This is a genomic window from Pseudomonas acericola (SeqCode) (assembly GCF_053456465.1).
Genome location: NZ_JBRFJB010000011.1, coordinates 35498 through 58314, shown reverse-complemented (window position 1 = coordinate 58314; position 22817 = coordinate 35498). Strand labels below are relative to the sequence as shown.

Annotated in this window: 19 protein-coding genes; 12 read left to right on the top strand and 7 right to left on the bottom strand. The window is 62.9% G+C overall.

Features of this window, described 5'->3' with window-relative positions; translation table 11 throughout:
- Nucleotides 1–268: 268 nt before the first annotated feature.
- The 11 genes from urtA to ureC all read left to right on the top strand — a co-directional run bounded on the left by urtA (nucleotide 269) and on the right by ureC (nucleotide 10413).
- Complete coding sequence (gene urtA, locus ACU688_RS26150) at nucleotides 269–1534, top strand: urea ABC transporter substrate-binding protein (RefSeq protein ID WP_448186958.1); 1266 nt, start codon at nucleotides 269–271, stop codon at nucleotides 1532–1534.
- A gap of 140 nt (nucleotides 1535–1674) precedes the next feature.
- Nucleotides 1675–3177 carry an urea ABC transporter permease subunit UrtB gene (gene urtB / locus ACU688_RS26145; RefSeq protein ID WP_448186957.1) on the top strand — a complete coding sequence of 501 codons (1503 nt, stop codon included), beginning with the start codon at nucleotides 1675–1677 and terminating at the stop codon, nucleotides 3175–3177.
- A complete protein-coding gene (gene urtC, locus ACU688_RS26140) occupies nucleotides 3177–4244 on the top strand; it encodes an urea ABC transporter permease subunit UrtC (RefSeq protein ID WP_448186956.1) in 1068 nt (355 codons plus the stop codon). Before urtB ends, urtC begins: the two co-directional genes overlap by 1 nt.
- Nucleotides 4241–5074 (top strand): urea ABC transporter ATP-binding protein UrtD, encoded by an 834-nt coding sequence (gene urtD, locus ACU688_RS26135; RefSeq protein ID WP_448186955.1) that lies wholly within the window; start codon nucleotides 4241–4243, stop codon nucleotides 5072–5074. The genes urtC and urtD overlap by 4 nt, the downstream gene beginning before the upstream one ends.
- A gap of 132 nt (nucleotides 5075–5206) precedes the next feature.
- A complete protein-coding gene (urtE, locus tag ACU688_RS26130; RefSeq protein WP_448186954.1) occupies nucleotides 5207–5905 on the top strand; it encodes an urea ABC transporter ATP-binding subunit UrtE in 699 nt (232 codons plus the stop codon).
- Between the two features lie 31 nt (nucleotides 5906–5936).
- Nucleotides 5937–6770: an urease accessory protein UreD gene (locus ACU688_RS26125; protein ID WP_448186953.1), complete on the top strand. Its 834-nt coding sequence runs from the start codon at nucleotides 5937–5939 to the stop codon at nucleotides 6768–6770.
- Nucleotides 6771–6918: 148 nt separating this feature from the next.
- A complete protein-coding gene (locus ACU688_RS26120) occupies nucleotides 6919–7221 on the top strand; it encodes an urease subunit gamma (RefSeq protein WP_010213535.1) in 303 nt (100 codons plus the stop codon).
- 9 nt (nucleotides 7222–7230) lie between these two features.
- Nucleotides 7231–7743: a GNAT family N-acetyltransferase gene (locus ACU688_RS26115; protein WP_448186952.1), complete on the top strand. Its 513-nt coding sequence runs from the start codon at nucleotides 7231–7233 to the stop codon at nucleotides 7741–7743.
- A 5-nt stretch (nucleotides 7744–7748) separates the two neighbouring features.
- Entirely contained in the window at nucleotides 7749–8282 is a 534-nt protein-coding gene (locus tag ACU688_RS26110; RefSeq protein WP_448186951.1) for a GNAT family N-acetyltransferase, read from the top strand.
- On the top strand, nucleotides 8279–8584 hold the full coding sequence (locus ACU688_RS26105) for an urease subunit beta (RefSeq protein ID WP_101266013.1): 306 nt from the start codon (nucleotides 8279–8281) through the stop codon (nucleotides 8582–8584). Before ACU688_RS26110 ends, ACU688_RS26105 begins: the two co-directional genes overlap by 4 nt.
- A 128-nt stretch (nucleotides 8585–8712) precedes the next feature.
- A complete protein-coding gene (ureC, locus tag ACU688_RS26100; protein WP_448186950.1) occupies nucleotides 8713–10413 on the top strand; it encodes an urease subunit alpha in 1701 nt (566 codons plus the stop codon).
- Here ureC and ACU688_RS26095 read toward each other — a convergent pair.
- The 4 genes from ACU688_RS26095 to ACU688_RS26080 all read right to left on the bottom strand — a co-directional run bounded on the left by ACU688_RS26095 (nucleotide 10410) and on the right by ACU688_RS26080 (nucleotide 18730).
- Entirely contained in the window at nucleotides 10410–10550 is a 141-nt protein-coding gene (locus ACU688_RS26095) for a hypothetical protein (protein ID WP_448186949.1), read from the bottom strand. The two genes, ureC and ACU688_RS26095, sit on opposite strands and share 4 nt — an antisense overlap.
- A gap of 10 nt (nucleotides 10551–10560) precedes the next feature.
- A complete protein-coding gene (locus tag ACU688_RS26090; RefSeq protein ID WP_448186948.1) occupies nucleotides 10561–10782 on the bottom strand; it encodes a hypothetical protein in 222 nt (73 codons plus the stop codon).
- Between the two features lie 69 nt (nucleotides 10783–10851).
- On the bottom strand, nucleotides 10852–17706 hold the full coding sequence (locus ACU688_RS26085; RefSeq protein WP_448186947.1) for an NEL-type E3 ubiquitin ligase domain-containing protein: 6855 nt from the start codon (nucleotides 17704–17706) through the stop codon (nucleotides 10852–10854).
- A gap of 85 nt (nucleotides 17707–17791) precedes the next feature.
- Nucleotides 17792–18730 (bottom strand): DnaJ C-terminal domain-containing protein, encoded by a 939-nt coding sequence (locus ACU688_RS26080; protein WP_448186946.1) that lies wholly within the window; start codon nucleotides 18728–18730, stop codon nucleotides 17792–17794.
- A 238-nt stretch (nucleotides 18731–18968) separates the two neighbouring features.
- Between ACU688_RS26080 and ACU688_RS26075 the strand changes: the two genes are divergently transcribed.
- Nucleotides 18969–20237 carry an Hsp70 family protein gene (locus ACU688_RS26075; RefSeq protein ID WP_448186945.1) on the top strand — a complete coding sequence of 423 codons (1269 nt, stop codon included), beginning with the start codon at nucleotides 18969–18971 and terminating at the stop codon, nucleotides 20235–20237.
- Nucleotides 20238–20380: 143 nt separating this feature from the next.
- Here the strand turns inward: ACU688_RS26075 and ACU688_RS26070 are convergent, their stop codons facing one another.
- From ACU688_RS26070 to ACU688_RS26060, 3 genes are all read right to left on the bottom strand, one after another.
- Complete coding sequence (locus tag ACU688_RS26070; RefSeq protein WP_017737507.1) at nucleotides 20381–21394, bottom strand: AI-2E family transporter; 1014 nt, start codon at nucleotides 21392–21394, stop codon at nucleotides 20381–20383.
- A 218-nt stretch (nucleotides 21395–21612) separates the two neighbouring features.
- On the bottom strand, nucleotides 21613–21912 hold the full coding sequence (locus tag ACU688_RS26065) for a PsiF family protein (protein WP_017737505.1): 300 nt from the start codon (nucleotides 21910–21912) through the stop codon (nucleotides 21613–21615).
- A 71-nt stretch (nucleotides 21913–21983) separates the two neighbouring features.
- The gene (locus ACU688_RS26060; protein ID WP_448186944.1) at nucleotides 21984–22772 is read right to left on the bottom strand and encodes an AraC family transcriptional regulator; all 789 of its coding nucleotides are present in this window, start codon (nucleotides 22770–22772) and stop codon (nucleotides 21984–21986) included.
- Nucleotides 22773–22817: the final 45 nt, after the last annotated feature.

Genomic DNA, 22817 nt, shown 5'->3' with positions numbered 1-22817 from the left:
CGGGTTGTTCATCCATGTGGGCAGCGCTGAACCTGTGCTCATCTTGAAAGCGCGGTTTCCTCTTGGAGCGCTACATAGGTAAAACCGGCACCACAACGGCACACGGGCGTGCACGCGCACCACCTGCGGGCGCCACATTGGTGCGCGCCGGCGCCCGCGCCCGCCTTGACCGGCCCATGCTTGCAAGGCTTTTCCCACTTAGGCACAGCCCTTGCTATCTCCTGCTGGTATCAGCCATCCAAAAAAAATCGGTCACGGAGATCGCACCATGAAGCGTCGCAGCTTGATCAAGGCTTTCACTCTTTCGGCATCCATTGCCGCCATGGGCATGACCTGGACAATCCAGGCCGCCGAGACCATCAAGGTCGGCATCCTGCATTCGCTGTCAGGGACCATGGCCATCTCCGAGACATCGCTTAAAGACATGGCGCTGATGACCATCGACGAGATCAACGCCAAGGGTGGGGTAAACGGCAAGATGCTCGAACCGGTGGTGGTGGACCCGGCGTCGAACTGGCCGCTGTTCGCCGAAAAAGGCCGGCAGCTGCTGACCCAGGACAAGGTCGCCGTGGTGTTCGGCTGCTGGACCTCGGTGTCGCGCAAATCGGTGTTGCCGGTGTTCGAAGAACTCAACGGCCTGCTGTTCTACCCGGTGCAATACGAAGGCGAAGAAATGTCGCCGAACGTGTTCTACACCGGCGCGGCGCCGAACCAGCAAGCCATCCCGGCCGTGGAATACCTGATGAGCGAAGAAGGCGGCAGCGCCAAGCGCTTCTTCCTGCTGGGCACCGACTACGTGTACCCGCGCACCACCAACAAGATCCTGCGCTCGTTCCTGCACTCCAAAGGCGTGGCGGATAAAGACATCGAAGAGGTCTACACCCCGTTTGGCCACGCCGATTACCAGACCATCGTCGCCAACATCAAAAAATTCTCCGCCGGCGGCAAGACTGCGGTGATCTCCACCGTCAACGGCGACTCCAACGTGCCGTTCTACAAAGAGCTGGCCAACCAGGGCCTGAAAGCCACCGACGTACCGGTGGTGGCCTTCTCCGTGGGCGAAGAAGAACTGCGCGGCATCGACACCAAGCCGCTGGTGGGCAACCTCGCCGCGTGGAACTACTTCCAGTCGGTGGAGAACCCGGTGAACAAGAAATTCGTCGCCGACTGGAAAGCCTACGCGAAGAAACACAACCTGCCGGGCGCCGACAAAGCCGTGACCAACGACCCGATGGAAGCCACCTACGTGGGCATCCACATGTGGGCGCAGGCGGCGGAGAAAGCCAAGTCCACCGACGTCGACAAAGTGCGTGAAGCGCTGGGCGGGCAGACGTTTGCCGCGCCATCGGGCTTCACCCTGACCATGGACAAGACCAACCACCACCTGCACAAGCCGGTGATGATCGGCGAGATCCAGGCCGATGGGCAGTTCTCGGTGGTGTGGCAGACCAATGAGCCGATCCGTGCGCAGCCGTGGAGCCCGTATATCCCGGGGAATGACAAGAAGCCGGATTACGCCGTCAAGAGCAACTGATCCGAGGGGTGTCGGCACGTGAGGCCGACACAATCCCTGTGGGAGCTGGCTTGCCTGCGATAGCGGTGCATCAGGCACACCGAGTCGCCGCCATCGCAGGCAAGCCAGCTCCCACATTAGTTTGAGCAAGGCCCAAGACTATGCCCACTGCCCTGTACCGCTTCATCCTCGCCGCCCTGCTGTTGCTGCCGCTGGCCGCACACGCCAGCGACGCCGAAGACTTCCTCGCCGCCAACCCGGCCCAACAAGCCAAGCTCCTCCAGGACTGGGCCGCCCAGCCCGACCCGGCACGCATCGAGTTGGTGGACGCCCTGCAACAAGGCCAGCTCACGCTCAACGGTGAAACCAAGACCGTACGCCTGAACAACCGCCTACGCGGCCTGATCGACAACGTCCGCGCCAGCCAGCAATTGCTCGCCGCCGACCCAAAGGTGCGCTTGGCTGCGGCACAGACCCTGCAAAAAACCGCGCAACCCGCGCAGCTGAAATTCCTCGACCAGCAAGTCGCCAGCGAAACCAACGAGGACGTACACACCGCCCTCAGCCTGGCCCTGGCCAACCTGCAACTGGTGGACACCGACCCGGTCGTGCGCCTCGCGGCCGTGCGTTTGCTCGGCAACACCGGCGACCCGCTGGCCCGCACGCGCCTGGAAGCCTTGCTCGCCCCCGGCGTGGAAACCGATGCCGCCGTGCACACCGCCGCCGAAACCAGCCTGGCCCAGGTCAAGCGCAAGTTGATGTTCGGCGAGATCCTCGGCCAAGCGTTCAGCGGCATGTCCCTGGGTTCGATCCTGCTGCTCGCGGCCCTGGGTTTGGCGATCACCTTCGGCCTGCTCGGCGTGATCAATATGGCCCACGGCGAGATGCTGATGCTCGGTGCCTACTCCACCTATGTGGTGCAGATGTTGATGCAGCGCTACGTGCCCCAGGCCATCGAGTTCTACCCGCTGATCGCGCTGCCAGTGGCGTTTTTTGTCACGGCCGCCATCGGTATGGCGCTGGAGCGCACGGTGATTCGTCACCTGTATGGCCGGCCACTGGAAACCCTGCTCGCCACGTGGGGCATCAGCCTGATGCTGATCCAGCTGGTGCGCCTGGTGTTTGGTGCGCAGAACGTCGAAGTGTCCAACCCCGCGTGGCTGTCCGGCGGCATTCAAGTGCTGCCCAACCTGGTGCTGCCGTACAACCGCATCGTGATCATCGCGTTTGCGCTGTGCGTGGTGGTGCTGACCTGGCTGCTGCTGAACAAGACGCGCCTGGGCCTCAACGTGCGCGCCGTGACCCAGAACCGCAACATGGCGGCCTGCTGCGGCGTGCCGACCGGGCGGGTGGACATGCTCGCGTTTGGCCTCGGTTCCGGTATCGCCGGTTTGGGCGGCGTCGCGCTGAGCCAGATCGGCAACGTCGGCCCGGACCTGGGCCAGAGCTACATCATCGATTCCTTCCTCGTCGTGGTGCTCGGCGGTGTTGGCCAACTGGCCGGTAGCGTCATGGCCGCCTTCGGCCTGGGTATCGCCAACAAGATTCTCGAACCGCAGATCGGCGCCGTGCTCGGCAAGATCCTGATCCTCGCGCTGATCATTCTGTTTATCCAGAAACGCCCGCAAGGACTCTTCGCACTGAAAGGACGGGTGATCGACTGATGAACCAGCCATTGATGCTCACGGCCACGCAAAAGGCCGGCCCCAAAGTGACAATCGCCGTGGGTGGGGTGATCCTGATCCTGCTGCTGGCGCTGCCGTTGCTGTCGCTGCTGCCCGCCGACAGCGCCTTTCATGTCTCGGCCTACACCCTGACGCTGGTGGGCAAGATCCTCTGCTACGCCATCGTCGCCCTCGCCCTGGATCTGGTGTGGGGCTATGCGGGGATGTTGTCCCTCGGCCACGGTTTGTTCTTCGCCCTCGGCGGCTATGCGATGGGTATGTACCTGATGCGCCAGGCGTCCGGCGATGAGCTGCCGGCGTTCATGACCTTTTTGTCGTGGACCGAACTGCCGTGGTATTGGGTCGGCACCGAACACTTCCTCTGGGCCATGTGCCTGGTGGTATTGGCGCCGGGGTTGCTGGCGCTGGTGTTCGGTTTCTTCGCCTTCCGCTCGCGGATCAAGGGCGTGTATTTCTCGATCATGACCCAGGCCCTGACCTTTGCCGGGATGCTGTTGTTCTTCAGGAACGAGACCGGTTTTGGCGGCAATAACGGCTTCACCAATTTCCGCAGCATCCTCGGTTTTGGCATTACCGAACCGGGCACGCGGGCGGTGCTTTTTGTCGCGACGGTGCTGTTGCTGGTGGCGAGCCTGTACATCGGCTGGCGCCTGGCGCAAAGCAAGTTCGGCCGGGTACTGACGGCGCTGCGCGATGCCGAGAACCGCCTGATGTTCTGCGGCTACGACCCGCGCGGTTTCAAGCTGTTCGTGTGGGTATTGAGTGCGGTGCTGTGCGGTTTGGCCGGGGCGTTGTATGTGCCGCAGGTGGGCATCATCAACCCCAGCGAGATGTCGCCGACCAACTCCATCGAAGCCGCCGTGTGGGTGGCCCTGGGCGGGCGCGGCACGTTGATCGGCCCGCTGCTCGGCGCCGGCGTGGTCAATGGCATGAAGAGCTGGTTCACCGTGGCCTTCCCGGAATACTGGCTGTTCTTCCTTGGGGCGCTGTTCATCATCGTCACCCTGTACCTGCCCAAGGGCGTGATCGGGCTGCTGAAGAAATGAGGAACGTCATGCTTGAACCTATTTTCGACGCCGGCAGCGGCCGTGATGCCATCGGCCTTGGCCAAGCGGCAGGCAAGGGCCTGAATACGCGCCACGGCACCATCCTGACCCTGGAAGACATCAGCGTCAGCTTTGATGGTTTCAAGGCGCTCAACGACCTGAACCTGTACATCGGCGTGGGCGAGTTGCGCTGCATCATCGGCCCCAACGGCGCGGGCAAGACCACGCTGATGGACGTGATCACCGGCAAGACCCGGCCCAGCCACGGCACCGCCTGGTTTGGCGAAAACCTCGACCTCACCGGCATGAGCGAAGTACAGATCGCCCAGGCCGGCATCGGCCGCAAGTTCCAGAAACCCACGGTGTTCGAAGCCCTCAGCGTGTTCGAAAACCTCGAACTGGCGCAGAAGACCGACAAATCCGTGTGGGCCAGCCTGCGCGCGCGCCTGAGCGGTGAGCAGAAGGACCGTATCGACGAAGTCCTCGACACCATCCGCCTGACCGCCTCGGTGCAGCGCCCCGCAGGGCTGTTGTCCCACGGGCAAAAGCAGTTCCTCGAAATCGGCATGTTGCTGATGCAGGACCCGCAACTGTTGCTGCTGGACGAACCGGTGGCGGGCATGACCGACGCCGAAACCGAATTCACCGCCGAGCTGTTCAAGCGCCTGGCGGGCAAGCACTCGTTGATGGTGGTGGAGCACGACATGGGCTTTGTCGGCGCGATTGCCGACCACGTCACCGTGTTGCATCAGGGCAGCGTGCTGGCCGAAGGGTCGTTGGAGCAGGTGCAGGAAAACGAGCGGGTGATCGAGGTTTACCTCGGCCGCTAACCCAGACACGGACTGCTTTATGTGGGAGCTGGCTTGCCTGCGATAGCGGTGCATCAGGTACACCGCCATCGCAGGCAAGCCAGCTCCCACATTTGAACCGGTTCCCACAGGGGGATCGAGGAGGTTTTGAAGATGTTGCAAGTCGACAAGCTGCACCAGTACTACGGCGGTAGCCACATCCTGCGCGGGCTGTCCTTTGACGTGAAGGTCGGCGAAGTCACCTGCCTGCTCGGCCGTAACGGTGTGGGCAAGACCACCTTGCTCAAGTGCCTGATGGGCCTGCTGCCCGCCAAAGAAGGCGCGGTGAACTGGGAAGGCAAAGCCATCACCGGCTTCAAGCCCCACCAGCGGGTGTACGCCGGCATCGCCTACGTGCCCCAGGGCCGCGAGATTTTTGGCCGGCTGACGGTGGAAGAAAACCTGCTGATGGGCCTGGCGCGCTTCCCCGGCTCCGAGGCCAAGGAAGTCCCGGCGTTTATCTACGAGCTGTTCCCGGTGCTGCTGCAAATGAAACACCGGCGTGGCGGTGACTTGTCCGGCGGCCAGCAGCAACAGTTGGCGATTGGCCGCGCACTGGCGAGCCGACCACGCCTGCTGATCCTCGATGAGCCCACCGAAGGCATCCAACCCTCGGTGATCAAGGAGATCGGCGCGGTGATCAAAAAACTCGCCGCCCGTGGCGACATGGCGATCCTGCTGGTGGAGCAGTTCTACGACTTCGCCGCCGAACTGGCCGACCAGTACCTGGTGATGTCCCGGGGTGAAATCGTCGCCCAGGGCCGTGGTGAAAACATGGAAAGCGAGGGTGTGCGTGGCCTCGTTACGATCTAATCTGTAGCGTCCTAACGATAAGCACAACGACATGAACCTGCCCTCTGCCCTGTTCACCCCCAGCTGGCACGCCGAGCTGAACCTCGGCTACGCGCGTTTCGGCGACACCACGCGCCCGGTGATGCGCCGCCACCTCGGCCCGCTGCGGGTGCAAAAGCACCTGTACGCCGAAGGCCCCGAGGTGTGCCAGCACATCATCGTGCACCCGCCCGGCGGGATTGCCGGCGGTGATCGCCTGGACATCAGCGCCCACGTCGGCGCGGGTGCCTGGGCGCAGTTGACCAGCCCCGGCGCGGCCAAGTGGTACCGCGCCAGCGGCCCGGCGTTCCAGCAGCTCGACCTTACGGTTGAGGCCGGTGCCACGCTGGAATGGCTGCCCCAGGAAACCATCGTGTTCAGCGCGGCCCAGGCCGAACTCACTACGCGCATCGAGCTGCAAGGCGATGCGCGCTTGTTCTACTGGGACGTGGTCGCCCTCGGCCGCCCCGCCAGTGGCGAGCGGTTTGACCTGGGCCACTTTCAATCCCACCTGGATATCCGCCGCGACGGCCAGTTGCTCTGGCATGAGCGCCAGCGCATTGTTGGCGCCGATGGCTTGCTCGACTCGCCCATCGGGCTGGATGGGCAGCCGGTGTTTGCGACGTTGTTGCTGACGGGCGAGATTGACCCCGAGTTACTCGAACAATGCCGTGCCCTGCCCCATGCGGTGCGTGGCGACTTGAGCCAATTGCCGGGCCTGTTGGTTGCCCGCTGCCTGGCCAGTGAAGCGCTGTTGGCGCGGGCATGGCTGATTGATTTATGGAAATTGCTGCGCCCTGCCGTACTGGGCCGGGAAGCCGTCTCACCGAGAATCTGGAGCACATGAAGATCAAAACTGTGGGAGCTGGCTTGCCTGCGATAGCGGTGGGTCAGCAACAAATGCACTGCCTGAAGTACCGCTATCGCAGGCAAGCCAGCTCCCACATTTGATCTCTGTTGTTTATAAGAATGCTGTAAATGAGAGACCTTGAACCATGGACCTGACCCCACGGGAAAAAGACAAACTGCTGATTTTCACCGCCGGCCTCGTCGCCGAGCGCCGCCTCGCGCGCGGGGTGAAGCTCAACTACCCGGAAACCATCGCCTACATCTCCGCCGCGCTGATGGAAGGCGCCCGCGATGGCCGCACCGTGGCCGACCTGATGCACTTCGGCACCACCCTGCTCAGCCGTGAACAAGTGATGGAAGGCATCCCGGAAATGATCCCGGACATCCAGGTGGAAGCCACCTTCCCCGACGGCACCAAGCTCGTCACCGTCCACCAGCCGATTGCCTGAGAAGCCGCCATGATTCGTGATGCACTTGAAAGCGACCTGCCGGCGATCCGCGACATCTACAACGATGCGGTGCTGAATACGACGGCGATCTGGAACGAACAACCGGTGGACCTGGCCAACCGCCTGGCCTGGTTCAACGCGCGCCAGGCGCAGCGGTATCCGATCCTGGTGTCGGTTGAAGACGGTGAAGTCACCGGCTACGCCTCGTTCGGCGACTGGCGGCCCTTCGAAGGCTTCCGCTACAGCGTCGAGCACTCGGTGTACGTGCGCAACGACCAGCGCGGCAAGGGCCTTGGCCCGTTGCTGATGCAAGCGCTGATCGAACGCGCGCGCAGCGCCGGCAAACACGTGATGGTCGCCGCCATCGAGAGCGGCAACCACGCCTCGATCCGCCTGCATGAACGCCTGGGTTTCATCACCACCGGGCAGATGCCGCAGGTGGGCATCAAATTCGGCCGTTGGCTGGACCTGACCTTCATGCAACTGGCCTTGAACCCGGGCGCCGAGCCGCCCAAGGAGTGACGCCGATGAACGCCGCGCAACTGCGTCGAGTCAATACTGAAAGTTTCGCCCACTACCGCCTGGGCTTGATCGAACTGTTGCTGGACGCGGTCAGGCACGGCGCGTCCGTCGGCTTCATGGCCGACTTCGACGAGGCCCAGGCCCGCACGTATTTAAGCAGCGTGCAGGCTGCCATCGAAGACACCAGCTTGCTGCTGTGGGTGGTGGTGCGCGATGAGCAAGTGATTGCCAGCGTGCAATTGTCGCTGTGCCAGAAAGCCAATGGCCTCAACCGCGCCGAGGTGCAAAAGCTGCTGGTACACAGCAGCGCCCGCCGCCACGGCCTCGGCCAGCAATTGATGAACACCCTGGAGCTCGCCGCACGCCAACACAAGCGCGGCCTGCTGTACCTGGACACCGAAGCCGGCTCACCGGCCGAAGCCTTCTACCAGTCGCTGCGCTACACCAAGATCGGTGAGTTGCCCGACTACTGCCAAAGCCCGGACGGGCGCTACAGCCCGACCGCCATCTACTTCAAGACCCTGGGGCAACCTGCATGATTCCTGGTGAATATCAGATCCAGCCTGGCGAGATCGAACTCAATGTGGGTCGCCGCACGATCAGCCTGAGCGTGGCCAACAGTGGCGACCGGCCGATCCAGGTGGGTTCGCATTATCATTTTTTCGAGACCAATGACGCGCTGACCTTCGACCGCGCAGCGAGCCGCGGCATGCGCTTGAATATTCCGGCGGGGACGGCGGTGCGGTTTGAACCGGGGCAGAGTCGGGAGGTGGAGTTGGTGGATTTGAGTGGGGGCAGGCGGGTGTTTGGGTTTGCCGGGCGGATCATGGGTGACCTTTAGGGCCTCATCGCAGGCAAGCCAGCTCCCACAGGTGAACGCATTCCAAAGTGACAACTCGGTCAACTGTGGGAGCTGGCTTGCCTGCGATAGCTATTTCACATTCAACACAACTATTTCAGGGCACGAACATGAAAATCAGCCGCCAAGCCTACGCCGACATGTACGGCCCCACCGTCGGTGACAAGGTCCGCCTGGCCGACACCGAGCTGTTTGTCGAAGTGGAAAAAGACTTCACCGTCTACGGTGAAGAAGTGAAATTCGGCGGCGGCAAAGTCATCCGCGACGGCCAGGGCCAAAGCCAGTTGCTTGCCCACGAAGTGGTCGACACCCTGATCACCAACGCATTGATCATCGACCACTGGGGCATCGTCAAGGCCGACGTCGGCTTGAAGAACGGGCGCATCCATGCGATCGGCAAAGCCGGCAACCCGGACATCCAGCCCGGCGTGACCATGGCCATCGGCGCCAGCACCGAAGTGATTGCCGGCGAAGGCATGATCCTCACCGCTGGCGGCATCGACAGCCACGTGCATTTCATCTGCCCGCAGCAGATCGAAGAAGCGCTGACCAGTGGCGTCACCACCATGATCGGCGGCGGCACGGGACCTGCCACCGGCACCAATGCGACCACTTGCACCTCCGGGCCGTGGCACTTGGCGCGCATGCTCCAGGCCAGCGATTCGTTCCCGATGAACATCGGTTTTACCGGCAAGGGCAACGCCAGTTTGCCGGAGCCGTTGATCGAGCAGGTCAAGGCCGGCGCCATCGGCTTGAAGCTGCATGAAGACTGGGGCACGACGCCGGCGAGCATCGACAACTGCCTGAGCGTGGCCGATGAATACGACGTGCAGGTTGCGATCCACAGCGACACCCTCAACGAGTCGGGTTTTGTCGAGACCACCCTGGCCGCGCTCAAGGGCCGCACCATCCACACCTACCACACCGAAGGTGCCGGTGGCGGCCACGCGCCGGACATCATCAAGGCCTGCGGCTTCGCCAACGTGCTGCCCAGCTCCACCAACCCGACGCGGCCGTTCACGCGCAACACCATCGACGAACACCTCGACATGTTGATGGTCTGCCATCACCTCGACCCGAGCATTGCCGAAGACGTGGCCTTCGCCGAAAGCCGCATCCGCCGCGAGACCATCGCCGCCGAAGACATCCTGCACGACCTCGGTGCATTCTCGATGATCAGCTCCGACAGCCAGGCCATGGGCCGTGTCGGCGAGGTAATCACACGCACCTGGCAGACCGCCGACAAGATGAAAAAACAACGCGGCCCACTGCCCGGCGATGGCCCGGGCAACGACAACTTCCGCGCCAAGCGCTACATCGCCAAGTACACCATCAACCCGGCGATCACCCACGGCGTCAGCCATATCGTCGGTTCCATTGAGGTGGGCAAGTGGGCCGACCTGGTGCTGTGGCGCCCGGCGTTTTTCGGCATCAAGCCGACCCTGATCCTCAAGGGCGGCGCGATTGCCTCAAGCCTGATGGGCGACGCCAACGCCTCGATCCCTACGCCGCAACCGGTGCACTACCGCCCGATGTTCGCCAGTTTCGGCAGCTCGCTGCACGCCACCAGCCTGACCTTTATCAGCCAGGCCGCCCAAGACGCCGGCTTGCCCGAAGCCCTGGGGTTGAAGAAGCAAATCGCGGTGGTCAAGGGTTGCCGCGAGGTGCAGAAAACCGACCTGATCCACAACGATTACCTGCCGGATATCGAAGTGGACCCACAGACCTACCAGGTCAAGGCCGACGGTGTACTGCTGTGGTGTGAACCAGCCGAGGTGCTGCCCATGGCCCAGCGCTATTTTCTGTTTTAAGCCAGCACCCCTGGTGTCCACGGCGCCAGGGGATTGGTCGGAAACCGGCTCAACATGTGCCCCGTGAGCATCATCAGCACCCCATTGCGTGCCTGGCTCAAGTCCGCCATTTCCAGGTCGTATTGGGCGTCCGTCATCACCTGGCCTTCACGCAGGTCCTCCACCGATTTGCCCAACACCAGGCCATTGCTGCGGATGGCGGCGCTCGCTGCCGCTTAGGCTGGCGAGCCAGTCGACCTCATGGGTAGGCGCGCCCTTGATGGCGTCGCAGGTAGTGGCCGACGCCTGGGACAGCCAGGCGGGCACTTTTTGCTTGATCACCTCGTAGGCCGCGGTTTGCGGTTCTAGGCCGGGTATATCGACGGGCATGGTGACGACTCTTTGATTCGAAAGAGTCTCCAGCAGACCATGCCCGACAGCCTCCGCTGCGGTAGGTAGTTAGCCCGCCCGGCCCGTGGAAGGGCCCGGCTGGTTCGGGTCATGGGCGGCCGGGTTCAACGCGGCGTCCGCCCGCCGCGAGAGTGCCATCAGCGTCTGTGTTTCATCGGCCAGCAGTTGCACGTTGAGTGTCTCCAGGCCCGTGACGTAGCCCACGTCATTGACGCTGGCAAACGCGTCCTCCAGCGCGTCGCGCTTTTGCGCGTTACGCTGCTCCAGCGCGGCGATGTCCTCGGGGTAGCGCTCCTTGAGGTAGGCCACCCAATAGTCGCGGCTGATCAGGTTTTCGTGGAACGTGTCGGTGTGTTCCAGGGCCTTGATGTCTCGCGCGTGGGCTTCCATGGGCGCGCCGCTGATGGGCGTGGCGTAGCGCGTTTTTTCCGGCACACCTTGCAGTTCCAGGCGTTGGCGCAGACCGATCAGGTATTTCAGGCGCACTTCGGCGGCGTCGGAGTTGGGGCGGATATGCCTGGCCGCCAGTTGCTCGACCTGCTCCAGGCGAAACAGGTTGCGCGACAACCCCAGCAGCGCCAGCCCCTTGCGGGTAAGGTCGGTAGGGTCAAGGCCATTCAAGGTGTCGAATTCCAATACCTTGATCTCCAGGGCACTGAACGTCAGGATCCGCCCGTCATTGCAGGTGCCATGGGTGTTGGACATGGCAAACAGGGTTTCACGCAATTGGGCATTGCCGTTCGCCGCTTCCATCACACGCCAGACCCGTGCGGTGAGTGACGCGCGGGCCAGGTCGAAGTCCTTGGTCTGGGGCAGCAGCGACAGCAGGTTGAAGAACGCGGCATTGTCCGGCTCGCGCGCCAGTTGGTCCCACAGCGTGCCCAGCCGTACCTGCTCATCGGCGGGCAGGTTATGCAGCCAGATTTCACGGTCGGCGGCAGTGACAGGCGCCGGCCCCAGGATTTCATCCGGCAACACCGGAAACTCGTCGGTCTCATCCAGCTCGCTTTCGGTATCACTGGAGGTGGGATGCTCCAGCGCGCTGATTTGCTGCTGCACATCGGCACTGCTCATGCCCAGGGCAGTGTCGCTGCCTACGCGCCGGGCGTAGGCCTGCAAGCGGCGCAGGTCTTCGAGGTCAAAATTGAAGTTATCGGACAGGTCGGTGCCAGCCATCAACGCGTCGTGCTCGCCCTCAAGCGCGCGGGGCGGAATCGCTTCGAGCTGGTTGCTGCTCAGGTCAAGAGTACGCAACTGCGTGGCCCGCAGCACGCCGTCGGGCCAATGGGTCAGCTCATTGTTGCTCAGGTTCAGGGACTCCAGGCCAGCCAGGGTGTCGAGGCTGAAGGTTTCCAGCCCGCAGTAACTGACATCCAGCCAGCGCAGGTTTTCGATTTGCTCCAGCATGGGATAGAGCTGTTCGGGATCGCTGATGGCAACCCCCGACAGGTCCAGCCACTCCAGAAAGGCCATGTCTTTCAGGGCCGGCGGCAGTGACACCAGAGAATTACCGCTGAGGGTGAGGGTTTCGACCTCGGGGAAGGCCCGCAGGAAAGCATCGGACCCGGGCCCGGTGAGCTGCACACCGTTGAGGTTCAGGCGCTCGACATGCTGCAAGGTGACGGGCAACGCCGGCAGCTCGCCAAGTGTCAGGCCATGAAAATTGAGCTCGGCGGCCGCATCCCCCACCGGCCTGGACTGACTCGCGCGCCAGCAGTCGAGGATGCGTTGTGCGGCCACTCGCCGGGTGCCGGCAGTCACCTTCAGAGTGCGACTTGGCGAGAACTCACGGGTGAACAGCCAACTGTTCAGACACCGGGTCAACCCGGCCTCGACCGCATCGGTGGCAGGCATTGGCAACAATTGCCGGGCAATGGCGCTGCCACTCTCGCGGGGCGGGAAAACCTCGCGCATCGGCTGTTGTTCGAAGCGGCTCAAGGTGGCGTCTTCCAGCCCCAGTCTGTGCTCGATGCGCTGTCGCGCCGCAGCCAGTTCGGCCCGGGCCTTGGGGGTCAGGGGCAGGCCGGACAATTGGCTGTCGAGCAGCAGACGGTCTACGGCCAGCGCCGTGGCCGGCAGTTGGGTGATCCGGGTATCGCGCAGGTCCAGCCAGGTGAGCTGCGGCAGGTTCTCGGCGCCGGTGGGCCATTGACTCAAGTGGCTGGCGCGCAGGTTGAGGGCTTTCAATTGATTCAGCCCGCTCACATCCAGCGTCTGCAACGGGTTGTTGCCCAGGTTCAGGTGCTCCAGCGCCGGCCACTCGCCCGGCGCCACCGCCAGTTCGGTCAGGCTGGCGCCAGAGACATCCAGGCTGCGCAACCCGCCGAAGCCGCGTAGAAAGCGGCTCAGTTGCGCCGACGGTACTTTGGCGTCCGGCATTTGCAGCGTGGTTACCGCGTCAAATAGGCCGGCGGGCAAGTGGGGCATGTCGCTGACGACCAGGCCCAGCACCTTCAACGTGACGGGTTCGGGTCGCCCGAAGCGTTGCAACAAACCGTCGTTCCAGGCCTCCCGCAGGCTATTGGCGAGCCCCGAGCGGGCAAACAGTTCCAGGTCGCGGGCATCCTGCGTAAACCAGCTGTCGAGGCTGCGGGACAACTCGGCATATTCGCGGCTCAGGGTCTCTATGGCGTCGAACTGTGCCTGCGCGCTGGTCCAGCGCTCGAAGAACAAGGTCTTGAGTGGCCCGCTCAACGGTGTGTTGAAGCCGATTCGGCGGCCAAGGCCCTCATCCAGCAGCCCGCGACAGTACTCGCGCACCATCTCGTCCTGGTCCATCAAGTGCTCCGGACGACTGCGCACAAATTCATAGGCGGCCTTGAACCGCTCGCGATTGAAGCGTGCCCAGTTCATCGACAGCTTGGCCCACTGGCTCTCCTGGCCAGGTGCATACAGCTGATCCGGCAGTTGATCGATGGACGATGACTTCAGGTCCAGGCGCTGCAATTGCGGCAGTTCGAGTGCGCCCAACGGGAACTGTTTTTGCCCACCTCCCGACAGACTCAGGCTGCGCAGGCGCCTCAACCGGCTGACATCCAGCGGCTGGTGTGAACTGAGGGTTGAGTGCAGGTCCAACTGTTCCAGGTCGGTCAGGCCTTGCAGCCGGTTCAGTTCCTCGGTCAACAGCTCGGTACTGGAGAAGATCTTGAGCCGCCGCAACTCCCCCATGCCCTCCAGGGCCTGGGGCACGCTGAACGGTGGCGTATCGGCGCCCACCAATGTCAGCTCCTGCACATTGGGAAAGTAGCCCAGCAGCTGATCGATATGCCCATCGATCATGCCCCGCCCACTGACACTCAAGGTACGCACATGGGAAAAGTCTGCACTCAAGGTAGGTAAGGGCAAATCGCCGACCAGTTGCAACTCGGCGTGCCCGGGAAGCTCGGCCAGAGGGGCGTTGCGCCAGCAGGTCTTGAGCGCTCGCACAATGCCTGGGCGCACGTCCATTTGCGGGTAGCGGCGGATAAACAAGTCAGTGGACTCGGTGAGCATCCAGGTGTTGAGGGTCGACTCCAACTGCCGCCATTCGCTCAGGCGATTGTTGAGCAGAGTGAAGATCTGCGCATCGCTCTTGTTGGCGAGCATGTGCCTGAGGATAAAACCGTTGGCCTGGTCGTCGGTCATCTGCGGGTACACATCCTGCACACGACTGACCAATGACGGCGACGTGCCCTGGCCTCGGCCGCTGGCCGGATAGCCCAGCCCCTGGGAGCCGATGCGCTGGGGCGGCTTGAAGGCCTGGCGCAGCGCCGGCTGTTGCTCGATCAGGCGCGCCGATTCCAACCGGTGCGCGGTGGCGTAGTCGATGATGGCGCGGCGCAGGTCGAGGCCCTGGCCTACATGGGGCAGGCCAAGGGCCTGACGCGCCTCGTCAGGCATGGCATGCATCAACGAGGCGTAGAAATTATCGCCATCGCGCCCCAGGCTGTTAAGGGCCTCGCCACGCTCGTCGAACGCCTGGTATTGCGGCCCGCGTTTGACCAGGTACTTGCGCTGGGTGGCCGTCTCGCTGCCGATGCCGTCGAGCAGCGCGCCACGGATACTGCCCTCGCGCACCTCCAGGCGCAGTTGATCCGACCAGCCCGGCAGCTTGCTCAAGGTGTGCAGGGCCAGACGCTTGCTGTCAGCCGAGATGAGGTTTTGCATGTGCAGGCCGGTGTAGGCGCGCCCTAGTCGGCCCTGACTGACCTGCCAGCGGGCATGTTCCTGCATGGCCAGGGGCACGCGGCCGGTGGCGCGCAGCCGAGCGATTTGCTCGGCATCGGCGTCGGCCAGCACACGCTGCGCGGCGTGCTCGCTCAGGCCGGGGTATAGACGTTGCAGTTTGGCGACAAGGGGGGCGGGCAACTCGGTGCCTTTATAGAGACTGTCGAACAGCTCCGGCTGGCGGCTGCGGGCGAAATCGGCCAATTGTTTGCGTAGCTCCAGAGGCCGATTCTCAGGCACCCGCGCAGGCTCGCCACCGAGCATGCCGACGATTTCCGACTCATCGAGCGCCGCCAGGATGCGCGCGGGCAACTGGCTGCCGAGCACGTCGGCGCGGCTGATGCGAATCGGCGCTTTGCGTTCGACCCCGTGATACAGGCGCTCGGTGCCGTAGCGCTGGGCGAGACGGGTGAAGTCCGGCCCGTCGAAGACGTCCAGCACCCGGCCCACGGGCCAGCGCGGCATGTCGGTGAGCAACGGCAGGACGTACAGGTAACGACCGTCCACGGCCTTGCCGGTGCTGACTTGCTCGATGACCTGCGCAACGTCCCGGTCGGCCGTGAACAGGCGCAATGTGTCGGCCAATGCCGCTGGAAGCGACGCATCATCCAGGTACATCTGGCGCAAGGCACCGTCGGACGTGGCGCTGATATCGGCGATTTTCAACAATTGCTCATCGTCGAACCCGTCCGTGAGCGGGCCGAGGCGGCGCATCAGGGTCAGCCGGTCCCAGGTCTGGGGCCGCTCCAGGCTGTGGCGCCAGGCCCCGACGCCGTTGTCCTTCAAGACCGGCTGGTAGGCATTCGGGTCCGTGGGGTGGCTAATCCGCCAGCGGCCGAGAGCTGCGTCGTAGGTCTTTTCATAAAACCCGTCGCCCTGGCGGATATAGGTTTTGCCGGCATGCAGGTATTGGCCCCGGGCATTGGCGGCGATGTCGGCCGGCAGGATGTCGGGGCTGGCATAACCCTTGAGGTCTGGCTTGCCCAAGCGCACCTGCCCATTGGGCAAGGTCACTGGGTCGAGGGCCTCGATCAGCGGCTCTGGCCTGGCCGCCGCAAAGCTGGAAACGGCTTTGCCGACCCCCGCCATCACTGCCAGGGTCGCCAGGTTCTGGGCAACGTCCACCAAATGCGCCTTGGCGGCGCGGCGGTCGCCTTCGGCCCACTCCAGGCTGCCTTCGAAGGTTTCGTACAACAACTGGCCAGCCATCACCGTCATCATCACTTCGCCCAGTACGGGCACGAACATTGACACGGTGTTGAGCACCATCAGGCCGACATTGAGCAAGGCGGCGATCTTGGCCGAACGCACACGGGCGTCGACATCTGCCGTGGGCACCGCGTGGGCGGCGGCATCGGCGAGCGCTTTGTCGCGGTGACGGGTGTAGAGGTGGTCCCAGAGGTCGGGGTTTTCTTCCCACAGCCCACGACCTTTGATCAGGATGGCACCGGGATGGAGGAAGGGATCCGGGTTGGGCAGCCTGGCCCGGGGCGCTACCGGGGGCAGCTCTTTGATGCCGGTGAGCGCGGCGAATGGATTGATGCCTTTGTTCAGCGTATTGAGCAACGGCGCATAAGGCGCCAAGGTTGCGCCGAAATTGGCGGCTGGGGCTTCTTCGGTGAGCCCGGCGAAATAGTCGGGACGGTCGGCATAGGCCACGAACTGGCTGAAAAACTGCTGGTAGGCGGTGGGCGTGTCGTCGCCAGGGTCGGGCTGGTCGCGGGCGCTGAAACGTTGTTTGAACATCGCAGCGAACTGCGCCCAGTTATAGCGCTTCAGGGGATGAAACGGATCGTTGGGGATGTAGAGAATCACCTCGTCGCCATAACGATATTTCTTCACGATCACGAAGGCCACGCAGCCGGTCATGCGCTTTTTCATCAGGCCCAGATCGCGGAACCACACCTGCCTATCGCCCATCCAGGGGTGACGCTCACCGTTGACCACCGCCAGGATCATCGCGTGGTCCGCCGGTTCAATGTCCTGGCTGAGCAAGGCCACCTCGGCCGCAGCTGCCAGGTCGGCTTTGCGCGCGCTGATGAATTGATGCCGCAGCGCCTGCTCTGCCACCGGGTCCGCGGGCTTGAGGTAGCCCTTGAGGTAACGCTGATACTGCGCGCCGATATCCAGTGAACGGCACAGGCGGGTGAACTGCACCACCGTCAACGGGGTAGTGACCGGCTCGATGTTGTCGCCAGCCGCCGTGAGGGTGAAGAAGCCGGACGTTCGATCAAAGAAGTCGGCCGCGCATTCGCCCTCTTCGAAATTGTGCAACGCAGCCTGCAACAATGGGATGCGCAGCACTTCGAAGCTACCCGCGCGGATGTCGAAGAGTCCGACTTCCAGGGGTTTTCTCAGGACCAGCAGGGTTTTATGCACATCCAGGGCGACCTTGAACTGCTCGCTCAAGGCCTTGACCAGCAAGGGCTCGGCAAAGGCATCGATGTCTTGCACCGCGGCCATGGCGCTGTCGAGAGCCGTTTGCGCGGTGAAGCTGGCGAGAGTCTTGTCGTGCAAGGTCTGGCGCTGGGCGGGGGTAGCGTTGCGGTACCAGTCCGGCACCGGCGCCGCCGCCTGCTTGAGCTGGGCGCGCCGTGACGGCGTGGCATCGGTCAGCCAGGCGGGGCTGGCTTGTTCAAGGTAGTGGCGGTGAATGCTGAGGGTTGCCGCAGGGGGTGCGGCAGGAAGATCGGCCATGGTGTCGCTCCTGTAAAAGGGAGCATCAGCACACCATGGCCGACCCAGACAGCCGCGCTAGATAGTTAGCGCCGGGCCGTTATTTTCAGAAGTGTTCCCGTGGGTTGAACGCGGCCTTCTTCGCCAGTTCCTGCCACAGGGCGATGGTTTCGTCGTCGGCCTGCTTGGGCATCACGGCCTTGAGCTGGATGTACAGGAAACCGCGTTCGCCGACCTTGTTCAACAAACCATGGCCCTTGGCGCGCATGCGTTGGCCGTTCTGGCTGCCGGCCGGCACCTTGAGGTTGATCTTGCCGGTCAGCGTCGGCACGGCCACTTCGGCGCCCAGCGCCAATTCCCACGGCGCCAGCGGCAGGGTGATCACCAGGTTCTCGCCTTCGACTTCGAACTTCGAGTGGGGCGCAAATTTGATGATCAGGTACAGGTCGCCATTGGCCCCGCCGCCAATCCCCGGTGCGCCCTGGCCTTTGAGGCGGATGCGCTCGCCGTCGGCCACGCCGGCGGGGATCTTCACGTTCAGGCTCTTGGTCGTATTGCTGACGTGACGACCCGAGGCGTCGTACTGCGGCACCTGGAAGCTGATCTGCTTGGACTCGGTGGACAGCGTCTCTTCAAGGGACACGGTCAACTGCATCTCCACGTCCTGGCCCTTGCGTCCGGTCGGACGGCGCTGGCCGCCACCGAAGGCATCGCCACGGGAGCCGAAGATCGAGCTGAAGAAGTCCGAGAAGTCGCCCTGGTCCTGGCCGCCGCCAAAGCCGCCACGGCTCTGCCAGCCCGGTGGCCCCTGGAACGGTTGGCCATGCTGGCCGTATTTGCGCAGCTCGTCGTATTCGGCGCGTTTGTCGGCGCTTTTGAGCGCCTCGTAGGCTTCGGACGCGTCCTTGAACTTGGCTTCGGCGTCTTTTTCCTTGCTCACGTCCGGGTGATATTTACGCGCGAGCTTGCGGTACGCGGCCTTGATTTCCTTGTCGTCCGCGCTCGGCTCGACACCCAGAATCTTGTAGTAGTCTTTGAAATCCATCGGCGGTTCACCATCCTTAATCGAGATCGCACAGCCCGGGGCACAACGTGCGGTGGTTTGCACCTGTTGAGTCTTGTGGCCTGGGGGTGCGTCAAAGTGTTATCGGCGCTTGCCGTATGCAGCAGATGTGGGGGCGAATCGCCAGGTTTCAAGCAAGATTTAACAGATGGTCGGCCTACGCATCCGGCTTCGACTGACATACACTGCGCGGCCGTTTTTCAACCGGAACCTGATTGTCATGGAAAACTCATCCCCAGCCCGTGCCTGCGGCATCGACTTTGGCACGTCCAACTCCACCGTCGGCTGGATCCGCCCCGGCGAGGAGACGCTTATTGCGCTGGAGGACGACAAGATCACGCTGCCGTCGGTGGTGTTCTTCAACTTCGAAGAGCGTCGCCCCGTGTACGGCCGCCTGGCGCTGCACGAGTACCTGGAAAACTACGAAGGCCGCCTGATGCGCTCGCTCAAGAGCCTGCTGGGTTCCAAGCTGATCAAGCACGACACCAGCGTACTCGGTACGGCGATGCCGTTCACCGACCTGCTGGCGCTGTTTATCGGCCAGCTCAAGAGCCGCGCCGAAGCCAACGCCGGCCGTGAGTTCGAAGAAGTGGTGCTGGGCCGCCCGGTGTTTTTCGTCGATGACGACCCGATGGCCGACCAGGAAGCCGAGAACACCCTGGTGGACGTGGCGCGCAAGATCGGCTTCAAGGACATCTCATTCCAGTACGAGCCGATTGCGGCTGCGTTCGACTACGAGTCCACCATCCAGAAGGAAGAGCTGGTACTGATCGTCGATATCGGCGGTGGTACGTCCGACTTCTCCCTGGTGCGCCTGTCGCCGGACCGCCGTCACAACGACAACCGCCAGAGCGACATCCTCGCCACCGGCGGCGTGCACATCGGCGGTACCGACTTCGACAAGCAGCTCTCGCTGAACGGCATGATGCCGCTGTTCGGCTACGGCAGCCGCATGAAAAGCGGCGCCTACATGCCCACCAGCCACCACATGAACCTGGCGACCTGGCACACGATCAACTCGGTGTACTCGCAAAAGTCCCAGCTGGCATTGGGCAGCATGCGCTACGACATCGAAGACACCGGCGGCATCGACCGCCTGTTCAAGTTGATCGAACAGCGTGCCGGGCACTGGTTGGCGATGGAAGTGGAAGAAACCAAGATCCAGCTGACCCACGAAGACAACCGCCATGTGGCGCTGGACCGCATCGAAGCAGGCCTGAGCGTGGACCTGAGCCGGGCGTTGTTCGAGTCGTCCATCGACGCCTTGCTGGAGCGTGTGCGTGGCAGCGTGACGCAGTTGCTCAACGACGCTTCGGTGAGCGTGGCGCAGGTGGACACGGTGTTCTTTACTGGCGGTTCCAGCGGCATTCCGGCACTGCGCCACAGCATCTCGGCGATGTTGCCGAATGCGCGGCATGTGGAAGTGAATATCTTTGGCAGTATCGGCAGTGGTCTGGCGATTGAGGCCAGTAAGCGGTACGGCTACTGAGTTTCACCTGAAAGACTGCGGCGCCCCTATCGCGGGCAAGCCCGGCTCCCACATTTGACCGTGTTCACAAATCAAAATATGTAAACACAGTCAATGTGGGAGCGGGCTTGCCCGCGATGGCGTCAGCCCAGGCAACACAAGCCTTAAACCATCCCCCCAAGCTTCAACTCACTCTTGAGATACGCATAATAAATCGGCCCCGCCACCACACCGGGCAGGCCGAACGCCGCCTCAAACACCAGCATCGCCAGCAACAACTCCCACGACTTGGCACTGATCTGCCCGCCGACGATCCGCGCATTGAGGAAGTACTCGATCTTGTGGATCACGATCAAATAGCCCAACGCCGCCACCGCCACCCAGATCGACAGCGACAACGCGACGATGGTGATCAGTGTGTTGGACATCAGGTTGCCGATCACCGGCAGCAGGCCCAGCAGGAAGGTCAGGACGATCAGGGTCTTGGTCAGCGGCAGGTGAATCCCGCACAACGGCAGCACCACGGCGAGGAACACGGCGGTGAAGGCGGTGTTGAGCGCGGCGATCTTGATCTGGGCGAAGACGATGTTGCGAAAGGCCTGGACCAGCAGGTGCAGGCGGTCGAACAACGCGGCGGCCAGGGGTTTGCGCTTGGTCAGGTCGGGCACGCGTTGCAGGGCGATGATTGCGCCGAGCACCATGCCGATCAGCAAGGTGACGAACATGTGGGCGGCGTCTTTGCCCACCAGCTGCAGTTCGCTCAGGTGCTTGCTCATCCAGTCGCCGATGGCCACGCGGAACTCGGCGGCGCTGGCGGGCAGGTAGGCGTCGATAAACGGCGGCAACTGGCCGCGTGCGCGATCGACCACGCCCATGAATTTGTCGAGGGAAGCCCCGGGGTTTTCCGCTTCGTGGAGCAGGAAGCTGATGGCGCCGGCAAAGATCAGGGTCAGCACACTGACAATCAACGTGCCCAATAAAGCCACCGCCAGCCAGCGTGCGCGCCGGCCTTCGATCAGCCGTTGCAGTTGCGGGGTGAGCATGTTGACCAGTTCAAACACCAACAGGCCGGCCAATAGGCTGGGCAGCAATTTGAGCGGCAGTACCAGCAGCAGTCCGCCGAAAATGATGATGTAGCTGGCCAGCAACAACACATGACGCTGAGAAAACGTTGGCATACAGCCTCAAAACAAACGGCGTTAAAGGATGGGCAGTCTGCCAGCCTTGAGGGAATCAAGCGAGTGGGTAGGTTGTGAATGCGATCAAGTGTGTGTGGCTTGTGTGGGAGCTGGCTTGCCTGCGATGCAGGCACCTCGGTCTATCAGTGAGACCGAGGTGATGCTATCGCAGGCAAGCCAGCTCCCACATTTGATCTTCATTGGCTATGAGATCGCGATCAGCCTTTGAGGCAAGTGCTCATAAAGGTCTTGCGCGCATCGCCGGCCAGCGCCTTGGTCTTCGCCGTCGCGTTGCAGTCTTTCATCTTCTGCTGCTGCGGCGTCAGGGTCTTGGCGTCATTGGCCGCCGGGGCCGACAGGCAGGTTTTCATGAACGCCTTGCGGTCGTCGCCCTTGAGGGTCTTGGTGGTGGCTTCGGCGTTGCAGGTGGTCATCTTGTTTTGCTGGGCGGTGGCGGCAAAGCCTTGGGAACACAGCAGCAGGCCCATCATCAACAACGGAATTCGCAGCATCTTCATGGAGTTTTCTCCCTGTTACTGTGCCGAGGGGCACAGCCTACCCAGCAGTGTAGTCAAAGCCTGTTACATCTTCACCGACTTCGGATATTCGTCCGCCGGTACTGCTCCGGGGTGCATCCAGCGTGGCGTTGGAACATCGCGATGAAGGCCGAAGCGGTGCTGTAGCCCAGGTCGAACGCCACATGTTGCACGCTGTGTTCGCTGTCGAGCGCTTCGATGGCCGCCAGGTAACGCAGGCGCTGGCGCCATTCACCAAAGCTCATGCCGAGCTCGCGCACAAACTGGCGCGCCAGGGTGCGTTCGCTCACGTGGATTTGCGCCGCCCAATGGGCCAGTGGCCGATTGTCGCCGGGATCGGCCTGCATGCCTTCCAGCACGCCGAGCAGGCCGGGGTGGCGGGCGTAAGGCAGGAAGCACTCGTGGATCGGTGCCTGCTGGAGCTGGTCCACCAGTACCTGGGCCAGGCGGATATCGGCTTCGCTTTCGGGGATGTTCACGTCACGCTGGGCGAAGTCGCTGAGGATCGCCTTGAGGATGTCGCTGATTGCCAGGGTGCACGGCTGCTGCGGCAGTTGCGTGCACAGCTGCGGGGCCAGGCCCACCGAGTGGTAGACGATGGCCTCGGCGTTGTAGGAGCTGTGCTCGGTGTGCGGCGGCACCCACACCGCGTACTGCGGCGGCGACATAAAGCGGTTGCCGGCCACTTCCATGCGCATCACGCCGCTGGCGGAGTAATCCAGCGAACCCCAGCCATGCTGGTGCGGGGTGCACTCGGTGTCGGGGGCAAAATCGGAATAGCGGAAGTAAACCGGGCTTGGCAGGCTGCCAAAATCCGCGAGGCGTACGGTATGTCTGGCCATGTTGTCTGGATACAGAGGTTGTTTGTCTGGATCGCAGTATAGGCT

Coding starts and splice junctions, on each gene's coding strand:
- ACU688_RS26085 (WP_448186947.1), bottom strand. CDS start 17,706: ATGGCCGATCTTCCTGCCGCACCCCCTGCGGCAACCCTCAGCATTCAC.
- ureC (WP_448186950.1), top strand. CDS start 8,713: ATGAAAATCAGCCGCCAAGCCTACGCCGACATGTACGGCCCCACCGTC.
- ACU688_RS26125 (WP_448186953.1), top strand. CDS start 5,937: ATGAACCTGCCCTCTGCCCTGTTCACCCCCAGCTGGCACGCCGAGCTG.
- ACU688_RS26095 (WP_448186949.1), bottom strand. CDS start 10,550: ATGACGGACGCCCAATACGACCTGGAAATGGCGGACTTGAGCCAGGCA.
- urtA (WP_448186958.1), top strand. CDS start 269: ATGAAGCGTCGCAGCTTGATCAAGGCTTTCACTCTTTCGGCATCCATT.
- ACU688_RS26075 (WP_448186945.1), top strand. CDS start 18,969: ATGGAAAACTCATCCCCAGCCCGTGCCTGCGGCATCGACTTTGGCACG.
- urtE (WP_448186954.1), top strand. CDS start 5,207: ATGTTGCAAGTCGACAAGCTGCACCAGTACTACGGCGGTAGCCACATC.
- ACU688_RS26115 (WP_448186952.1), top strand. CDS start 7,231: ATGATTCGTGATGCACTTGAAAGCGACCTGCCGGCGATCCGCGACATC.
- urtB (WP_448186957.1), top strand. CDS start 1,675: ATGCCCACTGCCCTGTACCGCTTCATCCTCGCCGCCCTGCTGTTGCTG.
- ACU688_RS26060 (WP_448186944.1), bottom strand. CDS start 22,772: ATGGCCAGACATACCGTACGCCTCGCGGATTTTGGCAGCCTGCCAAGC.
- urtD (WP_448186955.1), top strand. CDS start 4,241: ATGAGGAACGTCATGCTTGAACCTATTTTCGACGCCGGCAGCGGCCGT.
- ACU688_RS26065 (WP_017737505.1), bottom strand. CDS start 21,912: ATGAAGATGCTGCGAATTCCGTTGTTGATGATGGGCCTGCTGCTGTGT.
- ACU688_RS26105 (WP_101266013.1), top strand. CDS start 8,279: ATGATTCCTGGTGAATATCAGATCCAGCCTGGCGAGATCGAACTCAAT.
- ACU688_RS26110 (WP_448186951.1), top strand. CDS start 7,749: ATGAACGCCGCGCAACTGCGTCGAGTCAATACTGAAAGTTTCGCCCAC.
- ACU688_RS26070 (WP_017737507.1), bottom strand. CDS start 21,394: ATGCCAACGTTTTCTCAGCGTCATGTGTTGTTGCTGGCCAGCTACATC.
- ACU688_RS26080 (WP_448186946.1), bottom strand. CDS start 18,730: ATGGATTTCAAAGACTACTACAAGATTCTGGGTGTCGAGCCGAGCGCG.
- urtC (WP_448186956.1), top strand. CDS start 3,177: ATGAACCAGCCATTGATGCTCACGGCCACGCAAAAGGCCGGCCCCAAA.
- ACU688_RS26090 (WP_448186948.1), bottom strand. CDS start 10,782: ATGCCCGTCGATATACCCGGCCTAGAACCGCAAACCGCGGCCTACGAG.
- ACU688_RS26120 (WP_010213535.1), top strand. CDS start 6,919: ATGGACCTGACCCCACGGGAAAAAGACAAACTGCTGATTTTCACCGCC.